A 21,468-nucleotide genomic window follows, 5' to 3' on the forward strand; every position below is an offset into this window, starting at 1 on the left:
GGAAATTGACAATGATGCGGCGGCTCGGATCATTGCTTTTCGCCATCTCGGCCCGGAACGAATCAAGCGACAGGCCGCGAAGCACTTTGACCGGCTTGCCCGTTTCGCGCTCGAGCAGTCCGGCCTCGATGCGACGAAACGTCATGGACCCAATCCTCTTTAGGCGCCTGCGGTCATGCCTGACTGCCGAATTCACGCGCGCTCATCCGTGCTGCTTGCTTCATCTGTCAGGCGAAGCACACGCCATATTCGCCTGCAATCTCCATGATGGCTTCCGGCGCCAGCCGCGCGCTTTGACCAGCTTGGTCGAAATTGCGAAACATTTCGAGCGCCTGCACGCCGGGCGACAAAACGACCAGCATCCGAGCCGGCTTGTCGCTGGCGTTGTGGAAACCATGGGCGCTCTTTCGCGGAAGCCCGACCCAAGCGCCCGCGCCCGCCTTCGACTCGCCATCGGGGCTGACGATCGTCAGTTCGCCCTCGAGGATGTAAAAGAACTCGTCGTCGGCGTCGTGCATACTATCCGACCAACCGGCTGATGATCCCGGTCGTCCGCGAATTTGTCGACCACTTGATGGGCGATTTGAGGGCTCGCGGCGTGGCGCGCTGAAATCTCAGCGACAGCAGACGAATTTTTCCCGTAATTCCCGAAAGACCGTTGTTTGATTGGAAAACCAGCTCTCGAGCGGAATGCTCACCGGCTTTCCATCGATAGCCTTGAAGGGGTCTGGATCTGCCGCATTTTCTAACAACGCCGCGCCCGAGCCTGAATTAGCATCCAGTCAGGACCGATCAGTGGGGCTGACCCCGCGCAAGACTGCGCGCCCGCGTGAACGTTGCCGAGTTTGGCGCACGGCAAGCTCCGCACAGCGAAAGCCTGAACTTGCCAGTCGAGCCGTGTGACGGTAAACACAATAGACTTCTCCGGTTGGGCGGCAGGACATGCGAATCTCCAAACTCATGACCATGGACGATGGGATTGCCGATGTCGGCGCAAGAAAAGAGGGAGCTCTGCCTGGGCTTCAGTCGGTGCGTCTCAACCGCCGGTCGCTTCTGCTTGGCTCCGCCGCGGGTCTCGGCGCGCTGGGGCTCGCCGGTTGTTCGACATCCGATAGCATGATGCGCGCCGAGGCGGCGAAGCTTTACGGACCCGTTCCCGACGAGAAATTCCCGATCCCGGCGGTCGATGTCAGCAAGATCGATCCGAAATATTTTCGCCGGATCGTGCGTTACGACAGCAAGGAAGCGCCCGGCACGATTATCGTCGATCCCGGCAATCACTATGTTTACCGCATCGAAGGCGATGGAAACGCCACCCGCTATGGCGCCAATGTCGGCCGGTCCGGGTTCCTGTGGAGCGGTGAAGCTTATGTCGGGCGCAAGGCCGAATGGGCCATCTGGACGCCGCCCAAGGAGATGATCCAGCGTCAGCCGGAGGCGCGCAAATATGCCGGCGGCATGCCGCCAGGTCTGGACAATCCACTGGGCGCCCGCACGCTCTATCTGTATCAAAACGGCGCCTACACGCTCTACACGATCTACAGCACCCGCGACCCCGAGACGATCGGGACCGGCGTGACGAGCGGCTGCACCGGCCTGCTCACCCAGGACATGCTCGACCTCTATCCACGCACGCCGGTCAAGACGAAGGTGATCGTCCTGCCGGCATAGCCGGCAGCGTCAAGACGAAGCTCCCGAGGCCCTAGTTTCTTCGGAGTCCGGGATGGATCACAAGCAAGGGCTCGCCCCAAGCGGTTCCTCGTCAAACTTTGCTCGCGCGTCATTTGACCGCCCAAACCCGACTTTCGCCGGATTGAGACGACCTTCCGATTAATCATTCTCGCCTTGTGGACGACCACCATCCGGGATATGGCCCGCCGATCGCGCGCCAGCAGATCAGGTCTGGGGCGCTTTGGCGTACTGAGTGGAGCGGCCCGCTTGCTCGTCAGTACTGTTGGCGCCGGTTGTCCTTTCGCGCCGCCGGTTTTTCTGGAGTTTTGCGTCGCCGCCGGGCTAATCTGGCTCTTGGCACGCGTTTTCGACCTATTGCCGAACTTCGCCACAGGCAGCGCATGATCAAAGTTTCCTCGCCGTCGCTGCGGGCGGCGTTTTATGCGCTGCGCGGCGGCTTCCTTGTCCGGCCGATGCTGATCGCCGTGGCGCTTGGCGCGGCCGGCGCCGTGCTTTCCTCCCTCGAGGAAAGTCATCCCGCGCTGCGGGCCCTTGTGCCCAAAATATTGTTTCCATCCGATGCCGACTCACAATCGGCGCAGACAATTCTCGCCAGTATCGCCACTTCCACCATGACGGTGGTGTCGATCGTTTTCGCCATCCTGCTCATGACGCTGACGCTAGCCTCGACGCAATTTTCGCCGCGCCTGCTGGTGAGTTTCGTGCGCGACAGGGTGACCCAGTGGACCCTCGGTATTTTTCTCGGCACTTTTTCGTATTGCATCGCGGCAATGCCAGCGGCGCGCGCTCTGCCGACGCCCTTCGCGCCGATCCTGACGGTCATGGGCGCCATGACCCTCACTCCGGTCTGCGTCGGCTGGCTGATCTATTTCATCCACCACATTTCAAACGCCATCAGCGTCAATCACATCGTCGATCGCATCAGGCGGGAGACCGAATTGGTGATCGACGGGCTGATGCCGGAACTTCGCCGCCCCTTGCAGCCGGCCGAAGTCGTCGGCCCCTTTCCCGGCGAGCTGGAAATGGCGATCGTCAGCCGGAAATCCGGCTATATCCGTTTCATCGATATCGATCATCTGCGGGAACTGGCGAAAACCTATCGCGTCTGCCTGCGCCTGGAGCGGCGGATTGGGCATTTCGTCCCGGAAGGCGTCCCCCTGATGCGTTTCACCCGAGGGGAACGGATCACCGACGAACGGGCGCTGGAATTTCTCGCCGCCATCGACATCGGGCCGACCCGCACCCTCCAGCAGGATGTCGAATTCGGCGTTGTGCAGATTGTCGACGTGGCTTTGCGCGCGATTTCCCCGGCGGTGAACGATCCGACCACCGCCATTTCCTGCGTCGATCAGCTCTCCTGCATCCTGATCCGCTGGATCGACCGGTCGCCGCCGCGCCGCGCCTATTACGACCCGCCGCATGTGCTGCGCCTCGTCGTGCCGTGGACCGATCTCGACGGCCTGCTCGATCTGGCCTTCGAACAGATCCGCCATTACGCCGTCGCCGACGCGGCGGTCAGCCTGCGTCTGATGCGGGCGCTGGGCGACATAGCCAGCACGACCACCGATCCGAATTTGCGCGCCGAACTTTCCGCGAGAGGCAGGCGCCTGTTCGCCGGCTGTCAGGGCCGGATCCAGAGCGACGATCTCGCTAGGCTGCGCCGCCGCTTGACCATGCTGGAAGCCGGGCAGGCGTTCAGGGACACAGCGGGGGAGGCGAATAACAGCAAATAGCGTTCAAACGCTGGGCCGTTTTTGAAGGGCGTGCTACGGTCACGGGGTTCCACCCAGAGTTCTCGCACCGCAAGGCGCTCCACTTGGCGTTGGACATTACTGTCGTCGTGGGAGCGCTCATCCTATGGGCGCTGCTGTCCCCTGTGAACCGGTGGAGGCCCGAGATGGCCGAGGGCCGCAGCATCGACGCGCGCAGCGGGAAGGCGCTAGAACGAATACGTGAAAACAAGAAACTAGATCCGATTCAATCGGGTCGGAAAAGGCTCTTGCAAAACGGAGAGCCGGGCGGCGCAGTCTTCGGAAAAGTGCTGTTAGTTTGGCTGCCCCGGCGCAAGTTTAGCGGATTGCGCGGCAAGGGTCCCTGCGTTCGGCACAATGTTCCCATGTTCGGAATGCCCAGCCGCCGGCCGGCTGACATATATTAACATAGCACACAGGAGTAGCGCGGCGACGAAGGCGCGAGCGTCATCTAGGCGCGAAAGGGCTCTATGACGGCCAGATCGTTCGCCGCGTTTCGCCATTAGCGAGTTTGGCGGAATTCCTCGGTTGGGACGTGAGATGAACATAGGGCTCTCGGAACCAAAGGCGATGGGTGACCCTATAAAGCGGTTCGCCGCAAGGATTCCATTCCGAGCTTGGGCCCCTTGCATAACGTTCGCGTAAGGAAAGAACCGTGGAAGACACGGCGGAACCATTCTTCAAGGTTCGCCCCGCGCATCAATAGCAGGATCAACCAGCCGCCGTCCGACAGTTTGTAGGGCTTTGCGCCGGGCTTCGCGGTGCGGGCTTGAACGTCTGTTAGGGCCATGCGGGTATCGCTTTCCGGGTATCGATTGCGATACCCGCGATAGTACCCGCCAAATACCCGGCTGCAAGCGCGCTTCCTAGAACAAGACAGGACACGCCCGGACACTGAGTCAGGCCATTTACCTATAGTTTTCGGACAGTTACAATCTCAGACGGATAGAGATTGTAAAGTGGTGCCCAGGAGAGGACTCGAACCTCCACGCCCTTGCGAGCGCCAGCACCTGAAGCTGGTGCGTCTACCAATTCCGCCACCTGGGCCCGGCGCGTTATCTACGGGGGGGCGGGCGCCCTGTCAACCGAAACGCAGCCATCTGTTTCAAGAAAATGTCACGCCGCCCAGGCGAAGATTGCTGGCTTGGCCTCGGCCGCCGCTGCGGCTTCGAATGTTTCCTCCTGGCGCAAGCGCGCGAGCACAGTGAAAAGTGCGGAGTGGTGGGCGTGGGCCTCGCGTCTCATGCGGCGGAAACGGCGCTGGATCATCTCGAAAAGTTCCGCGGCCACATAGCGGTCGGCGGCGTGGCATGTCCGGAAATCCACGTATAACGCCCTCGCATGACAAGCCAGTTCCTGACGGTCAAGGGCCAAGTGCTCGAAATCGTCCCGCGCCAGCGCGCTCCATAATTCGAAATGGCGTTCGATCAGCAGATCGGGCCGACTTTGCGTGTCGGGCGGCAAGTTCTGGCAAAAGCCATAGTAGAACTCGCACAGGCAGTCGTGAATGACCGGCAGGCACCATTCCAGGATATGGTTCGCCATGTGCGCTTCGACGGACATACCGTTCTCCGCATCGAATCATCCGCCGGCGAAGTCTGATGAAGAAATCGCATCGCCGGCGCCGATCCGCTTCCAGAAAAGCAGGGGAACGTTAACGCATGGTTTACTTGTGATTCTTCTCTTCAGACCGCGACTTGTCGGGGTCTGAAGAATCCCTCGCATGAGCTCGGCGTCGCATTCGCTCGCGACCAGGTTTCACAGGTTCTCACCTGTGAAACCTGGTCGCGAATAAGCGTCGATTCGCTCAATGGCCTTTTGCAGGGCGGTCAGATCCTGCGGGCGGGACAGGCGATGTTCGCCGTCCTTGATCAAGGTGATGGTCGCCGGGTCGGCCGCCAGGTGTTCAAGCAGTTTCATAGCATGCGCCCAGGGCACGTCGGGGTCGGCCATGCCCTGGAGAATCTCCACCGGGCAAAAAGTGCGGATTTCGCCGCCGAACAACGCGTTGGCGCGTCCGTCCTCGAACAGGCGCCGTGTCAGCGGATAGGATTCGCCGAAGGCGGCGGCGGGGGTCTGCCACTGGCCGTGAAGCTCAATCGCTTCCCGGATGGCCTCCGGCAATTTCGGCCACATCAATTCCTGGGTGAAATCGACCGCGGGGGCGATCAGCACCATGCCGGCGAGACGCTCGGCCTCGCCAAGCCTGGCCAAAGCGCGGGCGAGCAGCAGCGCGACCCAGCCTCCCATCGACGAGCCGATGACGATCTGCGGGCCTTGCGCCAGGGCGCGAAACACGGCGAGCGCCTGTTGCGCCCAGAGGCCGATGGCTCCTTGAGCGAAATCGCCCTGCGATTCGCCGTGCCCGGAATAATCGAAGCGGAGGCAGGCGCGGCCTTCGCGTTCCGCCACTGCGTCGATGAAACTCGCCTTGGCGCCGCGCATGTCCGAGCGAAAGCCCGACAGCCAGAACAGTCCGGGCAATTTGTTTCCCGCATTCGCCTCACGGTAAAGGTAAGCGAGGCGCGGCTGATCCTGTGCGGTCTGGAAGTAGGCAGCCGGCTCGCTCGTTTGGCTTTCGGTCTCGGTCACGGGTAAGCTGGCCTCAGTGATTCGCCGTATGCATCATATCCCAAGGCGAGGTTTTGGGGGACCGGTCTGGAGCGAAGGGAACTTGTCGCGATCCCGAAAACATTCAGGGCTGAATATTCATGACGCCATGGAGCGCGGAACAGGAAATCGACAGCCAGGCCCTGTTCGGCCGCACGATTTTGCAGGTCGTGGCGGCTCTTGACGCCGGCGCCGCCGCCTTCGCTTGCGTCGAGGTCGCGGCCAGCCTCGCGGAAGCGGGAGCGCGGGCCTTGGTCGCTGGAGCGCCCGGATCTTCGGTCAGTGAATTGCAGGCTCGCGGCGGCGTTTTCCTCCCCTTCGCCGCGGCGACGCGCAATCCGTGGAAGGCCGTGGTCAATCGCCGCCTGCTGGAGCGCCTGGTGGTTCGCGAGGGCGTGGAATTGATCCACGTCCACGGCGCGGCGGGATTGCCGGCGGCGCTGCATGTCGCAAAACGCGCGCGCATTCCGCTGGTCGCCGAATTTGACGGCGACGACAAGAGCCCGGCGCTCGACGCCGATTCGATTTTTGTCTTTTCGCGGACCTCATTGGCGGAGGCGGCGCGGTTGCGGCCGGAGACGGCCTCAAAGCTTTTCCCCGGCCTGCGTGGTGTCGATTTACGACGGTTTACCCCCGAGGCCGTCGATTCGAGCCGTGTGCGCCGCTTCCGCGAAGCCCTCGGCGTCCATGGGCACGAAAGATTGATTGTCGGCATTGGCCTGCCGCTCAGTCACCAAAAGACTTTTTTGACGGCGGCGGCGCAACTCAAGGCCAAGGGGTTTTTCTCCAACGACGCCCACGAGGCGCGTTTTGTCTGGCTATGGCGTGACGCGGCCGATCCGGCGCGGGAGGCTTTTGGCGCCGAATTGGGGAAGTTCGGCCTGAAGGCAGCGGTGCTGCAAGGGACAGTTTCTCAAGGGGCAGGCCCTGGCGCCGACCGCCCCGCCGCCTGTCTCGCCGCCGCCCTGGTCATCGTTCCGGCTGGCGACGCCGCCTCATGCGCGGAAGCTCAAGCCATGGGCGCGCCCGTGGCCCTGCTGCAGAAGGAAGGCGCGGCGGCGGAAGCCGAGGAAATTTGCGCCCCGCCGCAAGTCGAAGCTTTTTTGCGCACCGGCTGGGCGGTTCCCTGGGGTCAGCCGCAAGCCCTAGCGCGAGCGGCGGAAGAGGCGACGCGACTCGGCGCCACCGCGCGCGAAAACTTTGCCCAGCGCGCCCGCGCCCACGCCCGGCGCTTTTCCGCCGAACGCATGTGCGCCTTGACCTTGGCGGTTTACGCCCGTCATTTTTCCGGAGATGACGGCTGATTTTCGGTTAAATCGGAGGTCCTTTGGCAAATGCGCCGTTGACTTTGCCGCGCTTTGTCACATTCTATAGTTCGGTTCGGTCCTCGTGGTTTCGGTCGCGGGGGTTTTTGCCGTAGCTTTTCACCAGTTCCCAATGGGAACTGGTTAGGAGCGAAAGCGACGCCGAGCTAATGCGAGGGATTCGCTGACGCAGTCAGCGAAAATGAATTTAAGTGAATGGTCCGGCCCGCTCAATTCGCCGCCGGCGCCCATTCGCGTTGATCCGAAGGAGAACACGCCATTCGTCGTCCAATGAAAGCCCCCCCGGTTCCGCAGAAGGAGGGACCCCGCACCAACCGGGATATTCGCGTTCGCGAGGTTCAGCTGATCGATGCCGAAGGACAAAATCGCGGCGTCGTCGATATTGCCGAGGCTCTGACCCTCGCCGAAGAGGGCGGACTCGACCTCGTCGAGATCGTGCCGAACGCCAATCCGCCAGTGTGCAAGATTCTCGATTACGGCAAGTTCCGATTCAACGAGCAGAAAAAGGCCGCTGAAGCGCGCAAGAAGCAGAAGATCGTCGAGATCAAGGAAATCAAGCTTCGCCCCGGCATTGACGATCACGATTACGAGACGAAGATGAAGGCGGTGAAACGCTTCTTCGACGAGGGCGACAAGGTCAAGTTCGTCCTGCGTTTCCGTGGCCGCGAAATGGCCCATCAGGAACTCGGTTTCCGGGTGCTCGAACGGGTCAAGCAGGAGACCGCGACGACCGCCAAGATCGAGCTGGAGCCGTCGATGGAAGGCCGCCAGATGATCATGGTTCTCGCGCCAAAATAAGCTTTTGCGGTCGAGATTTGCTTTCGGCTGCGCTTTTTCCCATTCTGCCTGCCCGGCCAAAAGCTAAACCAGCCGGGCGGGGGAATCATGGCTATAGCAGCCGAACAGGCGCGGGGCGCGAGAGAAAAAATCGATCCGGCGCGGTTGAAAGCCATTGTCGTCGGCTCGCTGGGCAATCTGGTCGAATATTACGATTTCTATGTCTATGCGGCCTTCTCTCTTTATTTCGCCCAGTCGTTTTTTCCCGGCGAAGATCCCGTGGCGCAAATGCTGTCCACGGCGGGGATATTCGCGCTAGGCTTTTTCATGCGTCCGGTCGGCGGCTGGCTGTTCGGCAAGATCGGCGACACTTATGGCCGCCGCCAATCGCTGATTCTGTCGGTATTCCTGATGTGTTTCGGCTCGCTGCTGATCGCCTGCGCGCCGACGTATCCGACCATCGGGGTCGGCGCGCCGATCCTGCTGCTGGTCGCGCGCATCTTGCAGGGCTTGAGTCTCGGCGGCGAATATGGCTCCAGCGCCACCTATCTTTCGGAAATGGCGACCTCGGCGCGGCGCGGCTTCTACTCCAGCTTTCTCTATGTGACGCTGATCGGCGGGCAACTGACCGCTTTGGCCGTGCTTCTGATGCTGCAGAATATCCTGCTGACGCCAGCCCAGCTTTCCGCCTGGGGGTGGCGCATTCCTTTTTTCATCGGCGCCGGCCTGGCTCTATTCGCGCTGGTGATGCGGCGCGACTTGAAGGAAACCGAAGCTTTCGAGGCGGCCCACGCCAAGAAAAAACACGGCGGCGGCTTGCAGGTGGTCGTGAACTATCCGCGCGAGGTGCTGACCGTCATCGGCCTGACCATGGGCGGCACGCTCGCCTTCTATGTCTATACGATCTACATGCAGAAATTCCTGAAATTGTCGGTGGGCCTGAGCTTTGTCGAGACCACCTGGGTCAGCGCCGGATCGCTGGTTTTCGCCATGGTGCTGCAACCGATCTATGGCGCGCTGTCGGACCGCATCGGCCGGCGCAAATTGTTGCTGGCTTTCGGCGTGCTTGGAACATTCGGGACCGTGCCGCTGCTGACGGCGATCCAGCACGCCAAGGGGCCGTGGGAGGCTTTTGGCCTGATCGCGCTCGGCTGGTGCATCGTCTCCGCCTACACGTCGATCAACGCTGTGGTGAAGGCCGAGCTTTTTCCCGCCGCGGTGCGCGCCACCGGGGTCGGCCTGCCCTATGCGCTGGCGGTTTCGGTGTTCGGCGGCTCGGCCGAATATATCGCCCTGTGGTTCAAGCGCCAGGGACACGAGAGCTGGTTCTATTATTACGCCACGGCGGTGATCTTCTGCTCGCTGCTGGTTTATTTCCTGATGCCCGACACGAGAGAAACCTCGCAAATCGACCGCGACGAGGCGGTTTCCACCCGATAGCTCTTGCTTTTTCGGGTGAAACTCTCTTATAAGCGCCGCTTCGATCCGCCCGGCCAGTAAAGGGCTGCCGTGGCGGGTCATTCGCTCGTTCCGAGACGAAGGCCGCGAGGCCTGAAGTGCGGCTTGTCCGCCCAAAAATGAGAGAGCAAAATGCCCAAGTTGAAGACCAAATCCGGCGCTAAAAAGCGCTTCAAGATCACCGGCACCGGCAAGGTGGTTTACGCCCAGCGCGGCAAGCGCCACGGCATGATCAAACGTACGAACAAGCAGATCCGGAATCTTCGCGGCACCAACGTCATGTTCAAGACGGACGGCGACAACGTGAAGAAGTTCTTCCTGCCCAACGGCTGAATCTAGCCTGTTTGTTTTTTTCTAACGTTTCTGGAGATCATCCATGGCTCGCGTCAAACGCGGCGTCACATCGCACGCCAAGCACAAAAAAGTTCTCAAGGCCGCCAAGGGTTTTTATGGCCGCCGCAAGAATACCATCCGCACCGCCAAGGCGGCGGTCGACAAGTCGATGCAATACGCCACGCGCGACCGTCGCGCCAAGAAGCGCACCATTCGCGCCCTGTGGATTCAGCGCATCAACGCCGCCGTGCGTGAATTCGGCCTGACCTACAGCCGCTTCATCGACGGCCTCGCCAAGTCGGGCATCGAAGTCGACCGCAAGGTCCTGTCGGAACTGGCCATTTCCGAGCCGGCCGCCTTCAAGGCGATCGTCGAAAAGGCCAAGGCGGCCCTGCCGGTCAAGGAAGAGGCTGTCGCCGCCTGAGGTTTCGCCTCACGCTTTGAAAAAGCCCGCCCGACCGGCGGGCTTTTTTGCTTTGCACGCGCGCCCGCGCATGGCATGACGCGCGGGCTTTCCCCATATCCGCACGGATTTAGACGCGATGAACGATCTCGCCCCACTCGAAACCCAGACCCTGGCCGCGATCGACGCCGCCGGCGACGAAGCGGCGCTGGACGCTGTCCGCGTCAACGCTTTGGGCAAGAAGGGCTCGATTTCGGCTCTGCTGGCGACGCTCGGCAAAATGTCGCCGGAGGAGCGCAAGAGCGAAGGCGCGAAAATCAATGCGCTGAAGGATCGCGTCAGCGAGGCGCTGGCCTCAAAGAAAAACCTGCTCAAGGAGGCGGCGCTGGCGGCGCGCCTCGGAGCCGAGACGCTCGACGTCACCTTGCCGGTGCGCGCGTCGGCGCTGGAGACCGGCCGCATCCATCCGATCAGCCAGGTGATGGACGAACTCACCGCCATTTTCGCCGACATGGGCTTTTCCATCGCCGAAGGGCCGGATGTAGAAAGCGACGATTACAATTTCACCAAGCTGAATTTTCCGCCGGGTCATCCGGCGCGCGAGATGCACGACACGTTCTTCTTCAACCGCAAGGAAGACGGCACGCGGAAATTGCTGCGCACCCATACGTCGCCGGTGCAGGTGCGCACCATGCTGAAAAACCCGCCGCCGATCCGGGTGATCTGTCCGGGCCGCACCTATCGCTGCGATTCCGACCAGACCCACACGCCGATGTTCCATCAGGTCGAGGGTCTGGTGATCGACCGCAAGGCGCACATGGGCCATCTGAAATGGATTTTGGAGGAGTTCTGCAAGACCTTCTTCGAAGTGCCGCAGGTCAAGATGCGCTTTCGCCCGAGCTTCTTTCCCTTCACCGAGCCTTCCGCCGAGGTCGATATTCAATGCTCGCGAAAAGGCGGAGAGATGCGCTTCGGCGAGGGCGACGACTGGCTGGAAATTCTGGGATGCGGCATGGTTCATCCCAATGTCCTGCGCAATTGCGGCCTCGACCCCGACGAGTTGCAGGGCTTCGCCTGGGGCATGGGCATCGACCGCATCGCCATGCTGAAATACGGCATGCCCGACCTGCGCCCCTTCTTCGAGGCGGACGTGCGTTGGCTCCAGCACTACGGTTTCCGGCCGCTCGACCTGCCGTCGCTGGCGGGCGGGCTGTCGAGCTGAACAGCGGGCCAGCCCGATGGAAACCGCGTTCGCCTTATTCGATCGCCTGTTTTTTGGCCTTGTCCTGAAGCTGCCGGCCGAGGCGGATATCGCCGCGATCAATCTGGCCGCGCATGACGAACAGGACGAAGAGCAGAGCCGCTATCGCGATTTCATCTACGACATGATGAGCGCCGTCGACAGCAAAGTCTCCGCGCTTTTGACTCATATCTCCCTGATCATAGCGGCGCTGGTTTTCATCTATTCGTCGAGGGCCGCCGCCCGCGCATCCGTATTTTTGAAGAACACGATCATGTGCGAAATCGTCGCCTACCTTCTGCTGACAGTGTTCTGCCTCAGGTGCATCCGGATGACGACGAGGCTTTCAAGCGGCAGCGCTGCGGCGGAAAACAACGCTTTGGCGATTGAACTTTACAAGCGTCGCGCGACCTATAACTGGACGTCGAACGTGACGGTCTTCGTCACCGTCGCAACAATCGTGACGCTTGTCCTGGGCTCTGTCTTCGGTCTCTGACCAAGGAAAATAAAATGAAATTCACTCTCTCCTGGCTGAAGACCCATCTCGAAACCGATGCGCCGCTCGATGTGATCGTCGAGACGCTGACCAGGATCGGGCTTGAGGTCGAGCATGTCGACAATCCCGCGGAAAAGCTGGCGCCTTTCCGCATCGCCGAAATCCTTCAGGCCGAGCCGCATCCCAACGCCGACCGGCTGCAGGTGTGCAAAGTCGATGTCGGCGAGGCGGAAGCCCTGCAGGTGGTCTGCGGCGCTCCCAATGCGCGCGAGGGCCTTAAAACCGTGTTCGCTGCGCCCGGCGCCTATATTCCGGCAAAAGATTTCACCATCGCCAAGGGGATCATTCGCGGCGTCGAATCCGGTGGCATGATGTGCTCGCCCGAGGAGCTTGGCCTTGAGGGCGACAGTTCCGGCATTTTCGAACTCAGCCCCGACGCACCGGTCGGCCAGTCCTATGCGCTCTGGGCTGGGCTCGACGATCCGCTGATCGAAATCAACCTCACCCCCAACCGCGCCGACGCCGCCAGCGTTTACGGCATCGCCCGCGATCTCGCGGCGGCCGGACTCGGCCATCTGATCGAGACGCCTATCGGTGCGATCGCCGGCGCTTTTCCCTGCCCGGTCGAGGCGAGGCTCGATTTCGCCCACGACGACGCGCATCTCGCGCCGCTTTTTGCCCTGCGCCTGGTGCGCGGCGTAAAAAACGGCCAGAGCCCCGAATGGTTGCGCAACAGGTTGAAAAGCATCGGCCTGCGCCCGATCAATGCGCTGGTCGACATCACCAATTTTCTGACCTTCGACCGCGGCAGGCCGCTGCATGTGTTCGACGCCAACAAGGTCTCAGGCAATCTTGTCGTCCGTCGCGGCAGGTCCGGCGAGAGCCTGCTGGCGCTCGACGGCAAGACCTATGCGCTGAACGAAAACATCGTGGTCATCGCCGACGAGAACGGGGTCGAATCGCTCGCCGGCGTGATGGGCGGCGAGGCCTCGGGCTGCGATGAGGCCACCACCGACGTGCTGATCGAATCAGCTTTGTGGGAGCCTGCAAACATCGCCCAGACCGGGAGAAAACTCGGCATTGTCAGCGATGCGCGCTATCGATTCGAGCGCGGCGTCGATCCGGCCTTCGCCCTGCCCGGCCTGGAGCTGGCGACGCGCTTGGTGCTCGACCTCTGCGGCGGCGCGCCTTCCGAACTGTTTGTCGCGGGTCATGCGCCCGATGACCGCCAGACCATCGATTTTGCCTATAGCGAAGTCGAAAGGCTGACCGGCCTGAAACTGGAGCCCGCGGAAATGGCTGGCGCGCTGGAAAAACTCGGTTTCGCCATCGCCGGGCAAGCGAGCAACGCCGAGCGCGTCCATGTGCGGGCGCCGAGTTGGCGGCCGGACATCGAGGGCAAGGCCGATCTGGTCGAAGAAATCATCCGCCTCGCCGGGCTCGACCGCATCACGCCGGTTCCGCTGGAGCGCGAATCCGCCATTTCCGGCCCGGTGCTGACCCTGTTGCAGAAAAGGGTGCGCGGGGCGCGTCGGGCTCTGGCCTCGCGCGGCATGGTCGAGGCGGTCACCTGGTCCTTCGTCGCCAAGGCGCAGGCCGAAATTTTCGGCGGCGGCGCTCCGGAATTGTCGCTCGCCAACCCCATCGCCTCGGACCTGTCGGACATGCGGCCGAGCCTGCTGCCGGGCCTGATCGCCGGCGCCAGGGCGAATTTCGCCCGGGGCTTTGGCGATGTGGCTTTGTTCGAGGTCGGCCAGATTTTCAAATCCGACGCCGAGGACGGCCAGTTCATCGCCGCGGCCGGCCTGCGCCGGGGAACCGCCAAGCCGAGCGGCGCCGGACGCCATTGGGCGGACAAGGCGGCCCCGGTCGATGTTTTCGACGCCAAGGCCGATTGTCTCGCCTTGCTGGCGACGTTGGGCATCGCCGCCGGCGCGATCCAGATCGTCCCCGGCGGTCCGGCGTTTCTACATCCCGGCCGCTCCGCTATCTTGCAATTCGGCCCGAAAAACGTCGTCGGCTGGTTCGGCGAATTGCATCCGCGTGTGCTGGAGGTTTTTGACGCGACCGGACCGATGGCCGCTTTCGAAATCATCCTCGACGCCCTGCCGGCGCCCAAGGCGCGCCCGACCAAGGCCAGACCGAAACTGGAGCTTTCGGAATTCCAGCCGGTGGAGCGCGATTTCGCCTTCATCGTGGATAATTCTGTCAGGTCAGCAGATCTCATCAAGGCGGCGCAGGCGGCGGACCGTAATCTGATTGTCAATGTCGGGGTGTTCGATCTCTACGCGGGCCCCGGTGTGCCGGAGGGCAAGAAATCCGTCGCCCTCAACGTGACCCTGCAACCGCGCGAGAAGACGTTGACCGATGCCGAAATCGACGCGGTGGCGGCAAAAATCGTTGCCGAGGCGAGCAAGAAGACGGGCGCGATGCTGCGCTCCTGATCTATCTCTGGGAGGTTAGCATGGTTGGCAAATTTTGCTGGGTTGAACTGCTGACGAGCGATGTCGAGGCGGCGCAGGCTTTTTATACCGACGTCCTCGGCTGGACCGTCGCCGCATCCGGTCTGGCCGACCGGGATTATCGCATTTTTTCCTATGGCGGCCATGGCGCCGCCGGGTTGATGCTGTTGCCGGAAGAGGCCAAGGCGATGGGCGCGCCACCGCACTGGATGGGCTATATCAGCTCGGAAAATGTCGACGCCGATGTGGAAAAAGTCGTCGCCGCCGGCGGCAAAACATATCGTCCGGCCGAAACCTTGCCGGGCATCGGCCGCTTCGCCGTGCTGGCCGATCCGCAAGGCGCCGCAATCTCGCTGTGGCAGGATCTCAGCGGCCAGGACCATCCCGAATTGCCGCCCATGTCGCTCGGCCGGGTCGGCTGGCATGAACTATATACCGGCGATGTCGAGCAGGCTTTCGCCTTTTATTCGACGATGTTTGGCTGGACCCGCGGCAATGCGATGGATATGGGCCCGATGGGCGTCTATCAGCTGTTCGCCATCGACGGCCTGGACGTCGGCGGCATCATGCGCCGGCCCGAACAAATGCCGGTTCCCTTCTGGAATTATTACTTCACCGTGGCCGCGCTCGACGAGGCGGTCGCCAAGGTCGAAAAGGGCGGCGGCAAAGTCGTCAACGGGCCTACGGAAGTCCCCGGCGGCGCCTGGATCGTGCAGGCTTTCGATCCGCAAGGCGTGTTTTTCTCGCTGGTCGCCGCCAAGCGTTGATGCGCTTCATCCTGGCGCTTCTGACGTTGGTCGCCGGCCCGCAAGCGGCCTTGGCCGCCGCCGATCCTTGCGAAAAGTTCAAGGACGCCGACGCCTATAATAGCTGCCTCGCCTCTTACGGTCCGGCCGTGGGGGAGCACAGGATCATGCGGGCTCCGGAGCGGGAAGATTTTTCACGCCCCGCGCGCCAGTCCCTCAAGGCGAAGGCGGCCGCCAAGGCTCAGTCGCCGGAGACGCAAGGGCCGCATGTCACGCGAAAAGCCAATGGCCGGGTGCGGATCGAGATCCTCGTTCCTTCGGGGCGTTAAAGCGCTCAAGCGCCGCGCCGGAGCCGGATCAGGCGTCGCATTTTCGACGTGCGATGCAGGGCGGCGCGCTCTCCGTCGATCACCAGTCACCAGTTCAAATTCTCCTGCCCGCAAAACCTCAGGAGAGGTTCAGCTCCTTGAAAAAATCATTGCCCTTGTCGTCGACGACGATGAAGGCGGGGAAATTCTCCACTTCGATCTTCCAGATCGCCTCCATGCCGAGTTCGGGATATTCGACGATCTCGACTTTCCGGATGCAATCCTGGGCGAGGCGCGCCGCCGGGCCGCCAATTGAGCCGAGGTAGAAGCCGCCGTGCTTCTTGCAGGCTTCCGTCACGGCGCCTGAGCGATTGCCCTTGGCCAGCATCACCATCGAGCCGCCGGCCGCCTGGAAGGCGTCGACATAGGCGTCCATGCGTCCAGCCGTGGTCGGGCCGAACGAGCCCGAGGCGTAACCCGCCGGGGTTTTCGCCGGGCCGGCGTAATAGACGGGATGGTTTTTCAGATAATCCGGCATGGCCTCGCCGGTCTCTAACCGCTCGCGGATCTTGGCGTGGGCGAGATCTCGCGCGACGATGATCGTGCCGGTCAGCGACAGCCGGGTTTTCACCGGATATTTGCTGAGCGTGCTGAGAATTTCCTTCATCGGCTGGTTGAGGTCGATCTTGACCACGGCGCCGCCGAGCGTCGCTTCGTCGACGACGGGGAGGAATTTCGCCGGATCGTGCTCCAGTTCCTCTAAAAACACGCCGTCGCGGGTGATCTTTCCCAGCGCCTGGCGATCGGCCGAGCAGGAAACGCCAATGCCGATCGGCAGCGACGCGCCGTGGCGCGGCAGGCGGATCACCCGCACGTCATGGCAGAAATATTTGCCGCCGAATTGCGCGCCGACGCCGAGGTCCTGGGTCAGCTTGTGGATTTCGGCTTCGAGATTGAGGTCGCGGAAGGCATGAGCGTCTTCCCCACCCTCGGTCGGCAGGTTGTCGAGATAGCGCGCCGAAGCGAGTTTCACCGTCTTCAGGTTGAGTTCCGCCGACAGGCCGCCGATGACGATGGCGAGATGATAGGGCGGGCAGGCGGCGGTGCCGAGGCCGAGAATCTGTTTCTTCAGCACTTCGAGCAGCCGGTCGTGATTCAACATTGAAGGCACGCCCTGCACCAGATAGGTCTTGTTGGCCGAGCCGCCGCCCTTGGCCATGAACAGGAACTTGTAATAATCCTCGCCCTCTTCGTAGATGTCGATCTGGGCGGGGAGATTGGTCCGCGTGTTCTTTTCCTCGAACATCGAGAGAGGGGCGAGCTGCGAATAGCGCAGGTTCTTCTTCTCATAGGCGTCCATCACGCCCTGTGACAGGGCGGCCTCGTCGCCGCCCTTGGTGAAGACGCGGCGGCCCTTCTTGCCCATGACGATGGCCGTGCCGGTGTCCTGGCACATCGGCAGAACGCCGCCAGCGGCGATATTGGCGTTTTTGAGGAGGTCGAAAGCGACGAACTTGTCGTTGGCGGTGGCTTCCGGATCGTCGAGAATTTTTCTCAGTTGCGCGAGATGGCCGGAGCGCAGCAGATGGTTGATATCGCTCATCGCCGCTTCGGCGAGCAGGCGGATCGCCTCGGGCTCGACGATCAGGATTTCCTCGCCGTCGAATTTTTCAACGCGCACACCCTGATCGCTAAGCTTGCGATAAGGCGTCTCGTCCTTGCCGAGGGGGAAGAGCGGAGCATAAGGAGCGTTCATCGCGGCGGTCCCATTTTGCGGAAGATGGGGCCTTCTAGGATTTTTTAGCGCGCTTTCCAAGCGAACGAAGGACTAATCCGCCGTTCCCACGAAGGCGCGCAACCTTGCCGCCAGCGCTTGCCTGTCGCGCGTTTCGCATTCCCACACCGTCAGCACGTCCCAGCCCATCGCGTCATAGGCGGCGCGATGCTTTTCGTCGCGGGCGCGGTTTCTGGCGATTTTTTCAAGCCAGTATTCGGCGTTGGTCTTCGGCATGCGCGCGCCGCGCTTGCAGTCGTGGCCGTGCCAGAAACAGCCGTGGACGAAAATCGCTTTTTTCCGGCCGATATAGGCGATGTCCGGCGCGCCCGGCAGGTCGCGCCGGCACAGGCGATAGCCGGGCGCAAATCCATGCAGGAGCCTTCGCGTAAAAAGCTCCGGCGTGGTGTCGCGCCACTTGACGGCGCGCATGACCGCGGAGCGATCCATTTTCGAACCAGCCCTTGATTCAAGCCTTGGGCGGCGGCAATTGCAGCATTTCGCCAGTGTGTCTGGAAATCATCCCCTTGGTCTTCTCGGCGATCAGCGCCAGCGCCCAGGGCAGGTCGAGCGAAACCCGGACGCAATCCGGCAGAAAATCCAAACCGCCGCGCAAAGGAAAGTTCATCACGGTCATATTGACGTCGGCATGAGTCCCCTGCCAGTCGATATGCAAACCGTCGAGCTTGTGGGCGAACTTCTGCTGTAGCGCCTCTATGCCGGCCTCCACGCGCCGCTTCGCTTCTTCGGCGCCGAGCTGGTGCGGCACGTCGACGGTGACGATATGGGCCATGCAAGATTCTCCACGTGTTTCAATGGCGTTTTCGCTAACGCGGACCTTCGGTCCCAGCGAAGTGGGGATCGGTTCGGGTAAAGAAAACGCGTGAATACAAAAATTCGGAGCCCTGACCCGATTCGATCGTTTCGAAAAAGGCTTCAGCCGGGCGCAGAGGGAATCGGTAACGACCTTCGCTTGAAAACGCCAGAGCCGAAACAGACGCGAGAGTGATTCTTGCCATGCGTCTTCGACATGCCTGATTTGCGCGGCCCCGGCGTCTCCCCACGCAAGAGAAACGAAAAATATCACTATAAAACAACAAATTTCGCCATTTCATTTGGCTGACACACAAGAGCCTGCGCGGAAAAAACACCAGATCGCTCCATTTTGCCAAAAACATCATTCCATTGTCGCATAGCTAAATGACGGGTTTGCGTCCAATTCATTCGGATCGTCTGGGGGAGCACACAAGAGAAGCTCATGACCGAAACCAATCGCATCCGCAATCCGGCCCTTCGCTCTAAAATCATGACGGCGCAGCAGGCGGCGGCCTTGATTCCCAAAGGCTCCAACGTCGGCATGTCCGGCTTCACCGGCGCCGGCTATCCGAAGGTCGTGCCGTTGGCTTTGGCGGAGCGCATGAACGCGGCGCACGCTGGCGGCGAGACTTTTCGCATCGGCGTCTGGACCGGCGCCTCGACGGCGCCCGAACTCGACGGCGCCCTGGCCAAGGTCGACGGGATGGAGATGCGCCTGCCCTACCAGTCCGATCCGACCTGCCGCAAGCGCATCAACGCCGGCGAAATGGAATATCTCGACATCCATCTTTCCCATGTCGCGCAATTCGTCTGGGGCGGCTTTTTGGGGAAACTCGACGTCGCCATTGTCGAGGTCGCCGCGATCCGCGAGGACGGCGCGCTGATCCCCTCTTCCTCCGTCGGCAACAACAAGACCTGGCTCGACTGCGCCGGCAAGGTCATTCTCGAAGTCAACTCTTGGCAGAATATCGCGCTGAAGGGTATGCACGACGTTTATTACGGCACGCAATTGCCGCCGCATCGCAAGCCGATTCCGATCGTCACGGCGAGCGACCGCATCGGCGACGCCTACCTGCACTGCGACCCGGCGAAAATCATCGCCGTTGTCGAGACGAACGCGCCGGACCGCAATTCGGCCTTCAGCCCGCCGGATGAAAATTCGCGCCTGATCGCCGAACACATTCTCGACTTCTTCGGCCATGAAGTCAAAATGGGGCGGCTGCCCAAGGAACTCCTGCCGCTGCAATCGGGCGTCGGCAATGTCGCCAACGCGGTGATGGAGCAATTGCAGGGCGCGCCCTACGACAACCTCACCGCCTATACCGAAGTGCTGCAGGACGGGATGTTCAATCTCCTGCGCTCCGGCAAGATGTCCTTCGCTTCGGCCACAGCCTTGTCGCTGAGCCCCGATGCGGCGCATGAATTCAACCGCGACGCGGCCAAATATCGCGACAAGATCGTGTTGCGGCCGCAGGAGATATCAAACCATCCGGAAGTGATCCGCCGCCTCGGCGTGATCGCGATGAACGGACTGATCGAGGCCGACATTTATGGGAACGTCAATTCGACCCATATTCGCGGCTCCAGCATCATGAACGGCATCGGCGGCTCCGGCGATTTCGCCCGCAACGCCTGGCTGTCGATCTTCATGACGCCGTCCAGCGCCAAGAACGGCCAGATTTCCTGCATTGTGCCGATGGTGACCCATGTCGACCACACCGAGCACGACGTGCAGGTCGTCGTCACCGAGCAGGGTCTGGCCGACTTGCGCGGCCTGTCGCCGAAGAAACGCGCCGAGGTGGTGATCGAAAATTGCGCCCATCCGATCTTCAAGCCGGCGCTGACCGAATATTTCGAACGCGCGCGGCGCTATTCGCCAGGACAGCACACGCCGCACATCCTCGACGAGGCCTTCACCTTCCTGCCGAACTGGCAGGCCAACCGCGAAGCGCGCGACGCATGGAAGGAAGACAGCGTCGTGCAGGCCGACGCCTGGAAGTAAGGCCGCAGGCGAGCGCGGAGCAAGCAGCCGTCAGTCGTTCTGCAGGATCATGTTGCGCAGGATGGGATAGACCTGGTTTTCCCATCTCTTGCCGCTGAAAACGCCGTAATGGCCGACGCCCGCCTGCAGATGGTGCCTCTTGCGGAAGGGCTTCAGACTGGCGGCAAGGTCGTGCGCCGCCATGGTCTGGCCGACCGCGCAAATATCGTCACGCTCTCCCTCGACGGTCAGGAGCGCCGTCTTGCGGATCGCACGGGGATCGACCTTCCGGCCGCGAAACATCATTTTTCCGAGCGGCAGGTGGTGTTCCTGAAACACCCATTGCACGGTTTCGAGATAAAATTCCGCCGGCAGATCGAGGACGGCGAAATATTCGTCGTAAAAAGCCTTGGTCTGATTGGCCTTTTCGGTCTCGCCCCCGGCGAGATTGTGGAACAGGTCGACGTGGGCCTTCACATGCCGTTCGAGATTCATCGCCATGAAGGCGGAAAGCTGGATAAAGCCGGGATAGACGCGACGCCGCGCGCCCTTGTAGCGCAAAGGCACACGGCCGATCAGGTTCTGCTCGAACCAGCTTATCGGTTTTTCCTTGGCCAGATGGTTGACCTTGGTGGGGCTGATGCGCGTGTCGATCGGTCCGGCCATCAGCGTCATGGAATAGGGCTGGGCGGGATTGGAATCCTCGGCCATGATCGCGGCCGCGGCGAGAACCTGGACGCAAGGCTGGCAGACCGCGACGACGTGGGCGCCCGGGCCCAAATGTTCGAGAAACTGGATGATATGCGCTACATAATCGTCGAAGCCGAAGCCGCCGTCGGCGAGGCTCACGTCGCGCCCATTGTGCCAGTCGGTGATATACACATCGTGATCGGCCAGAAGCGTCTGCACCGTCGAACGCAACAGCGTCGCGAAATGGCCGGATAAAGGCGCCACCACCAGCACACGCGGCTGCTTGACGGCGATGTCCTTCTTGAAATGCAGCAAAGTGCCGAAAGGCGTGGCCAGCGCCGCCTCTTCAGTGACCGGCGACTCTTCATTGCCGACCAGCACGCTTTTCACGCTGAAGGGCGGACGGGTATGGGTCAGGCCGGCGCGGTCGATCATTTCGTAAGCGGCGGAAAGATTGCGCACCAGAACGTTTTCGCTGAAGCCGGCATAAGGCCCGTTGAGGACCCGCAGCGCCAGGCGCGCAAAAGCCTTGACCGGAGCCATCAGATCGGATTGGGCTTGATAGGCTTGGTACATCATCCCCCGCGCACCGGATTCCCGAATCAC

20 protein-coding genes and 1 tRNA gene are annotated in these 21,468 nt (G+C 61.7%); 13 read left to right on the plus strand and 8 right to left on the minus strand.

The window, feature by feature from the left end:
- Positions 1–227 precede the first annotated feature (227 nt).
- A complete protein-coding gene (locus ACLP2E_RS12685; protein ID WP_442464391.1) occupies positions 228–560 on the minus strand; it encodes a cupin domain-containing protein in 333 nt (110 codons plus the stop codon).
- Between the two features lie 400 nt (positions 561–960).
- Between ACLP2E_RS12685 and ACLP2E_RS12690 the strand changes: the two genes are divergently transcribed.
- Complete coding sequence (locus tag ACLP2E_RS12690) at positions 961–1,671, plus strand: L,D-transpeptidase (RefSeq protein WP_442464392.1); 711 nt, start codon at positions 961–963, stop codon at positions 1,669–1,671.
- 401 nt (positions 1,672–2,072) lie between these two features.
- On the plus strand, positions 2,073–3,425 hold the full coding sequence (locus ACLP2E_RS12695) for a DUF2254 domain-containing protein (protein ID WP_442464382.1): 1,353 nt from the start codon (positions 2,073–2,075) through the stop codon (positions 3,423–3,425).
- Between the two features lie 978 nt (positions 3,426–4,403).
- Here ACLP2E_RS12695 and ACLP2E_RS12700 read toward each other — a convergent pair.
- From ACLP2E_RS12700 to ACLP2E_RS12710, 3 genes are all read right to left on the minus strand, one after another.
- Positions 4,404–4,490, minus strand: a tRNA-Leu gene (locus tag ACLP2E_RS12700).
- A 69-nt stretch (positions 4,491–4,559) separates the two neighbouring features.
- Entirely contained in the window at positions 4,560–5,006 is a 447-nt protein-coding gene (locus ACLP2E_RS12705) for a hypothetical protein (RefSeq protein WP_442464383.1), read from the minus strand.
- A 195-nt stretch (positions 5,007–5,201) separates the two neighbouring features.
- Complete coding sequence (locus ACLP2E_RS12710; RefSeq protein ID WP_442464384.1) at positions 5,202–6,035, minus strand: alpha/beta hydrolase; 834 nt, start codon at positions 6,033–6,035, stop codon at positions 5,202–5,204.
- 119 nt (positions 6,036–6,154) lie between these two features.
- On the opposite strand from ACLP2E_RS12710, the gene ACLP2E_RS12715 reads away from it, so the two are divergent.
- The 10 genes from ACLP2E_RS12715 to ACLP2E_RS12760 all read left to right on the plus strand — a co-directional run bounded on the left by ACLP2E_RS12715 (position 6,155) and on the right by ACLP2E_RS12760 (position 15,622).
- Entirely contained in the window at positions 6,155–7,357 is a 1,203-nt protein-coding gene (locus tag ACLP2E_RS12715) for a hypothetical protein (protein WP_442466148.1), read from the plus strand.
- A gap of 291 nt (positions 7,358–7,648) precedes the next feature.
- Complete coding sequence (gene infC, locus ACLP2E_RS12720) at positions 7,649–8,176, plus strand: translation initiation factor IF-3 (RefSeq protein ID WP_442464386.1); 528 nt, start codon at positions 7,649–7,651, stop codon at positions 8,174–8,176.
- Between the two features lie 87 nt (positions 8,177–8,263).
- Complete coding sequence (locus ACLP2E_RS12725) at positions 8,264–9,595, plus strand: MFS transporter (RefSeq protein ID WP_442466149.1); 1,332 nt, start codon at positions 8,264–8,266, stop codon at positions 9,593–9,595.
- A gap of 150 nt (positions 9,596–9,745) precedes the next feature.
- Positions 9,746–9,946 carry a 50S ribosomal protein L35 gene (gene rpmI / locus ACLP2E_RS12730; protein WP_088521918.1) on the plus strand — a complete coding sequence of 67 codons (201 nt, stop codon included), beginning with the start codon at positions 9,746–9,748 and terminating at the stop codon, positions 9,944–9,946.
- Between the two features lie 43 nt (positions 9,947–9,989).
- Positions 9,990–10,370, plus strand: a complete 381-nt coding sequence (gene rplT / locus ACLP2E_RS12735) for a 50S ribosomal protein L20 (protein ID WP_442464388.1) — start codon at positions 9,990–9,992, stop codon at positions 10,368–10,370.
- A 118-nt stretch (positions 10,371–10,488) separates the two neighbouring features.
- Positions 10,489–11,571, plus strand: coding sequence for a phenylalanine--tRNA ligase subunit alpha (gene pheS / locus ACLP2E_RS12740; RefSeq protein WP_442464389.1), 1,083 nt, complete (start codon positions 10,489–10,491; stop codon positions 11,569–11,571).
- 16 nt (positions 11,572–11,587) lie between these two features.
- Positions 11,588–12,085 (plus strand): hypothetical protein, encoded by a 498-nt coding sequence (locus ACLP2E_RS12745; RefSeq protein WP_442464390.1) that lies wholly within the window; start codon positions 11,588–11,590, stop codon positions 12,083–12,085.
- Positions 12,086–12,099: 14 nt separating this feature from the next.
- Positions 12,100–14,529: a phenylalanine--tRNA ligase subunit beta gene (gene pheT, locus ACLP2E_RS12750; protein WP_442466150.1), complete on the plus strand. Its 2,430-nt coding sequence runs from the start codon at positions 12,100–12,102 to the stop codon at positions 14,527–14,529.
- A 20-nt stretch (positions 14,530–14,549) separates the two neighbouring features.
- Positions 14,550–15,314, plus strand: a complete 765-nt coding sequence (locus tag ACLP2E_RS12755) for a VOC family protein (RefSeq protein ID WP_442466151.1) — start codon at positions 14,550–14,552, stop codon at positions 15,312–15,314.
- A complete protein-coding gene (locus ACLP2E_RS12760) occupies positions 15,314–15,622 on the plus strand; it encodes a hypothetical protein (RefSeq protein ID WP_442464066.1) in 309 nt (102 codons plus the stop codon). Before ACLP2E_RS12755 ends, ACLP2E_RS12760 begins: the two co-directional genes overlap by 1 nt.
- Positions 15,623–15,740: 118 nt before the next feature.
- Here ACLP2E_RS12760 and ACLP2E_RS12765 read toward each other — a convergent pair whose 3' ends face one another.
- The 3 genes from ACLP2E_RS12765 to ACLP2E_RS12775 form a co-directional block, all read right to left on the minus strand.
- Entirely contained in the window at positions 15,741–17,357 is a 1,617-nt protein-coding gene (locus ACLP2E_RS12765) for a fumarate hydratase (protein ID WP_442466152.1), read from the minus strand.
- A gap of 72 nt (positions 17,358–17,429) precedes the next feature.
- Positions 17,430–17,825 (minus strand): very short patch repair endonuclease, encoded by a 396-nt coding sequence (locus ACLP2E_RS12770; protein WP_442466153.1) that lies wholly within the window; start codon positions 17,823–17,825, stop codon positions 17,430–17,432.
- 19 nt (positions 17,826–17,844) lie between these two features.
- Complete coding sequence (locus ACLP2E_RS12775) at positions 17,845–18,168, minus strand: polyhydroxyalkanoic acid system family protein (RefSeq protein ID WP_442464063.1); 324 nt, start codon at positions 18,166–18,168, stop codon at positions 17,845–17,847.
- 465 nt (positions 18,169–18,633) lie between these two features.
- On the opposite strand from ACLP2E_RS12775, the gene ACLP2E_RS12780 reads away from it, so the two are divergent.
- Positions 18,634–20,193 (plus strand): acetyl-CoA hydrolase/transferase family protein, encoded by a 1,560-nt coding sequence (locus ACLP2E_RS12780; protein WP_442466154.1) that lies wholly within the window; start codon positions 18,634–18,636, stop codon positions 20,191–20,193.
- Between the two features lie 30 nt (positions 20,194–20,223).
- Here ACLP2E_RS12780 and ACLP2E_RS12785 read toward each other — a convergent pair whose 3' ends face one another.
- The gene (locus ACLP2E_RS12785; protein ID WP_442464069.1) at positions 20,224–21,441 is read right to left on the minus strand and encodes a polyhydroxyalkanoate depolymerase; all 1,218 of its coding nucleotides are present in this window, start codon (positions 21,439–21,441) and stop codon (positions 20,224–20,226) included.
- Positions 21,442–21,468: the final 27 nt, after the last annotated feature.

This window comes from Rhodoblastus sp., assembly GCF_052145335.1.
Lineage (GTDB): Bacteria > Pseudomonadota > Alphaproteobacteria > Rhizobiales > Beijerinckiaceae > Rhodoblastus.